Source organism: Shewanella sp. 11B5, from assembly GCF_002836795.1.
Lineage (GTDB): Bacteria > Pseudomonadota > Gammaproteobacteria > Enterobacterales > Shewanellaceae > Shewanella > Shewanella frigidimarina.
The window spans coordinates 1-3,875 of record NZ_PJAP01000609.1; the positions used below are offsets into that span (position 1 = coordinate 1).

General features: G+C 40.2%; 3 protein-coding genes and 1 pseudogene. 1 reads left to right on the plus strand and 3 read right to left on the minus strand.

The genetic code is table 11. The features are described from left to right. Positions 1–918 (minus strand): annotated as a pseudogene (locus CXF78_RS14120) (hypothetical protein); the annotation flags it as partial. 95 nt (positions 919–1,013) lie between these two features. Then, positions 1,014–1,958 carry a homoserine O-acetyltransferase MetA gene (gene metA, locus CXF78_RS14125; protein WP_011636810.1) on the minus strand — a complete coding sequence of 315 codons (945 nt, stop codon included), beginning with the start codon at positions 1,956–1,958 and terminating at the stop codon, positions 1,014–1,016. A gap of 361 nt (positions 1,959–2,319) precedes the next feature. Here metA and CXF78_RS14130 point away from each other — a divergent pair, with 361 nt between their 5' ends. Beyond that, positions 2,320–3,063: an SDR family NAD(P)-dependent oxidoreductase gene (locus tag CXF78_RS14130; protein ID WP_102037158.1), complete on the plus strand. Its 744-nt coding sequence runs from the start codon at positions 2,320–2,322 to the stop codon at positions 3,061–3,063. A 79-nt stretch (positions 3,064–3,142) separates the two neighbouring features. Here the strand turns inward: CXF78_RS14130 and ompW are convergent, their stop codons facing one another. After that, entirely contained in the window at positions 3,143–3,790 is a 648-nt protein-coding gene (gene ompW / locus CXF78_RS14135) for an outer membrane protein OmpW (RefSeq protein ID WP_011636808.1), read from the minus strand. Positions 3,791–3,875: the final 85 nt, after the last annotated feature.

Consider the following 3,875-nt stretch of genomic DNA (forward strand, 5'->3'; position numbering starts at 1 on the left):
GTCAGCAAACTCTGGCGATTGTTCAACCAACTGCTGCATTTGGGCTAAATGGGCTTTATTTTCCACCCACATGGCCAATTTAATCGATTCACCCACCATGTTATGCAACATATTAAACATGTCTTGTTTATCTTGGGCTTGCTCCCAAAAGCCATAAGCTTTGTTAAAATATTCATAGGCTTTACGGTTTAAACCATTGTCACGATAAATAGCTGCGGTGGCATTAAATATCATCGCTTGGCGGCTCAGTCCTAATTGATGCTGTTGTGCTAACGCTAATGCTTCATTTAACCTTTTCAGACCTTCGCCAAAATCACTTGGTTTATTATAACAATACGCGCTTTGAGCTAACACTTCGGCCAAGATATCAACGTTTCCAAGCTGACGGGCTAATGTAATCGCCACTTCACGATCTGGGCAATAAACTTGGGTGTCGTTAGTTTGAAGGTAAAGTATGAATGAGCGTTCGAGATAGCTTTTGACGAGTTCTTGACTAAGAGGATGGGGTGTAAGTAAGTTAATTGCCTGAGTATAACTGTCAATTGCCGCGACAAGATCACTGTTAACTTCTTGCTCTATTGCTAGCAAATGCAACAACTGGCCTTGCTGTTCAATCGGCCATTGAGCACTTTGTTGTAGCTGTTGTTGTAGCTGTTGTTTTAAAAAGTCAATTCGTTGTTGTGGTAAGTTTAATGTGGCTAACTGTTGTTTGATATCAGTAATTGTTGCGCTATCAGTATTGTTGCTAACGGTATTGTTGCTAACTATATTATCGCTAACAGTACTATCACTAACATTGGCGCCATTCATTTTAGTGTCATTTGCATTAGCGTCACTAAAAACATCACCGGCCCCCCAAGACGTTAGCGGCCAGCTCATTGCACACACTAATAATATCATCAACTTGGTTTTAACCATTTAACCTCGACCTTACAATAAAAACATCTAAGTTTAACAATAGCTTTTATCGAAACGAAGTCAACGTTAAAACGCTGGTGAAACTATATTCAAATTTACTTTTTACTTTCCCATGGTGTTTTAGCATTCATATCAGACAAGTCATATGGCGTTAGCTGATAAACATAATAATTGAGCCAATTACTGACTAATAAGCTGCCATGACTATGCCAACGAACAATAGTATCTTGTGTGGGGTCATCTTGACGGTAATAATTTTGTGGAATATCTGGATTGAGGCCTTCACCAACATCGCGCACATATTCTTCATTCAGTGTGTCTTTTTGGTACTCTGGGTGTCCCATAACAAACACATTATGATTATCACGACTCAGCACAATATACGCGCCAGCCTCGTCTGATTCAGCCAGTACTTCTAAATCTGGATGTTGACGAATTTGTTCAATATCCATTTCTGCAAATCGTGAGTGCGGTGCAAAAAACTCATCATCAAAACCACGCAATAATGGGTGTGGGTCGCTGGTTCTACGATGATTAAATACACCTGAACGTTTATTCGCTAATAACTGACGATGTAAATCATAAAGATGATACAAACCGGCATGAGCTGCCCAACATAGAAACAGCACCGAAGTGACATGTTGTTGTGACCAGTCAATAATTTCGCGAATGTGGTCCCAATACACCACATCTTTAAAATCAATTTGCCCTAACGGCGCGCCAGTAATAATCAAACCATCGTAATTGTTATTTCTGATGTCTTCAAAATCACGATAAAAGGTATTCATGTGATCCACTGATGTATGCTTTGATTCTTTATCATGAATGCGTAATAAATCGACCCCAACTTGCAAGGGCGTATTACCCAGTAATCGCAATAACTGGGTTTCTGTTTCGATTTTATTAGGCATTAGATTCAAGATTAATACCCGCATTGGACGAATGTCCTGATTAGCCGCTCGGGTTTCAGACATCACAAAGATATTTTCTGACTCTAAAATACCTGCTGCAGGCAGGTTATCTGGAATTCGAACCGGCATACGTCTCACCTTTAGATTAATTAAATACATGTACCTGATTAACCAACGTTCGGTTAACCAACCAGCCTTTTCACAATAACGTTAATGTCTGTTATGTCACAGTTTCAACATTCAGTTTTTTGCTGAAAACCGTGGCCATCATCGAATGGCTACTGTCGCTTGCAAACATCATTAGCATGCTCACCCAGTCTACACCGCGGCAGAATGGCTTATTGTTAACGTTAATAGCGGTCAATCTGTTAGATAACCATCATACACTCGGATGGCTAGAAGTCTATACGTCTTAAGTTGAATTTTTTTCTTACTTGTTATCAACTGATGTTATTTCTATTATGAGTCATTATTTTTGATGAGATGAATCATGTCTACAGCGACAGCGATGATTATTGGTGCCAGCTCGCAACTGAGCCAAGCATTAGCCAGACAGTTATCTGCACAGCAAGTTTCGCTAGTGCTTTTTGTTAACGACCCTGAATCACTTAACGAGTTTAGTCAAAGTCTGCCAGGTGAAGTGAGTGTTTATCCGTTAGCGATTGATCAACCTGATACGCTAATTACACAGCTTAATACTGCTTGGACCAAACATAATGGCGCCCATTTGGTGATTGTTAATACTGGTGTTAATGACTACGACCCTTCCCTGCCTTGGGCAATTGATAAGCTCGCCATTGATATTAACGTTATGGGATTTGCTGCTGCCAATAACTGTATTTTTAAATTAATGTGCGATCAAGGTTATGGCCAACTTGCCGCCATTAACTCAATAGCCGGTCAACGTGGAGGCCCTAATGTGGCTTATCATGCCTCCAAAGCCTTTGCTGAAAATTACCTGCAAGGCTTGAGTATGCATGCGCAACGATTGAAGCTGCCTATTACCATTAGTGATATTCAATTAGGGTTATTTGATAAAGCCGTTCATTTGAATACACAACTGCTCCTGTCGCCTATCGATAAAGTGGCTACACAAATCATCACGGCATTACAAAAAGGCAAACGGCGAGTTTATGTCACTAAACGCTGGCGTGTTGTCGCTTGGATAAATCGTTTATTACCAGAGTACATTTACAATACCCGCCATTGGAAACAGCGTAAAAAGTCTCAATAAACGCCATCAACAAAAACAGGAACCCGCAGGTTCCTGTTTGTCATATTCTTGTTTCTTCTCTAACGTATTTTACGCTAGCTTAAAAAGTATAACCGATGCTGACCATGTAAACCCAAGGATCAATGTCGGTATCAACCACAACATGGTCTGCCCCCATGTCAAAGCTCACATCCGTTGAAATTTGTGCGTACCAAACAGACGCGTTAACTAACCATTTTTTGTCAATTTGATAATCAAGTCCAACTTGAGCTGCAACGCCCCAAGAGTTAGATAAGCTCAAATTATCTAAACCAAGATCTTTCGCTTCTTGAGTAAATTCACTGTCATAGAAGTTAGTAAAGTTAATCCCTAAACCAATGTAGGGACGTAAAGCAGACTGTGAATCTCCAAAGTAATATTGCGCTACCAGCGTTGGAGGCAATTGCTTTGAATCGGCTATTTTACCGAGTTCACCCAGTGACACATCGTGACTAAAAGGCGATGCAGCTAATAATTCAATGCCCAAATTATCAGTTAGCATATAACCAAAATTTAACCCTAATTGGACATCATTATCCACGCCAAATTCAGCAATATTTGCGACTACTGGGCTTGACTCATTTGGAGCAACCATCGCAACACCAGCACGAACTATAATATCACCAGCTTGATGGGCCGCAGCACCAAATGAAAAACCAGCAGTTAATAAAGAAGCAACAACTAAACTTAGGGTAATTTTCTTATTCATTTTTTAACACTCCTTGGCAATGACAACTAGATGCAATTCTGTGCATCCTCAACATTTGCCGTTAACCTACTGAAGTTAATCGCTA

Excerpts from the sequence above, each read along its gene's own strand:
- CXF78_RS14130 (WP_102037158.1), top strand. The coding sequence starts at position 2,320 with ATGTCTACAGCGACAGCGATGATTATTGGTGCCAGCTCGCAACTGAGC.
- metA (WP_011636810.1), bottom strand. The coding sequence starts at position 1,958 with ATGCCGGTTCGAATTCCAGATAACCTGCCTGCAGCAGGTATTTTAGAG.
- ompW (WP_011636808.1), bottom strand. The coding sequence starts at position 3,790 with ATGAATAAGAAAATTACCCTAAGTTTAGTTGTTGCTTCTTTATTAACT.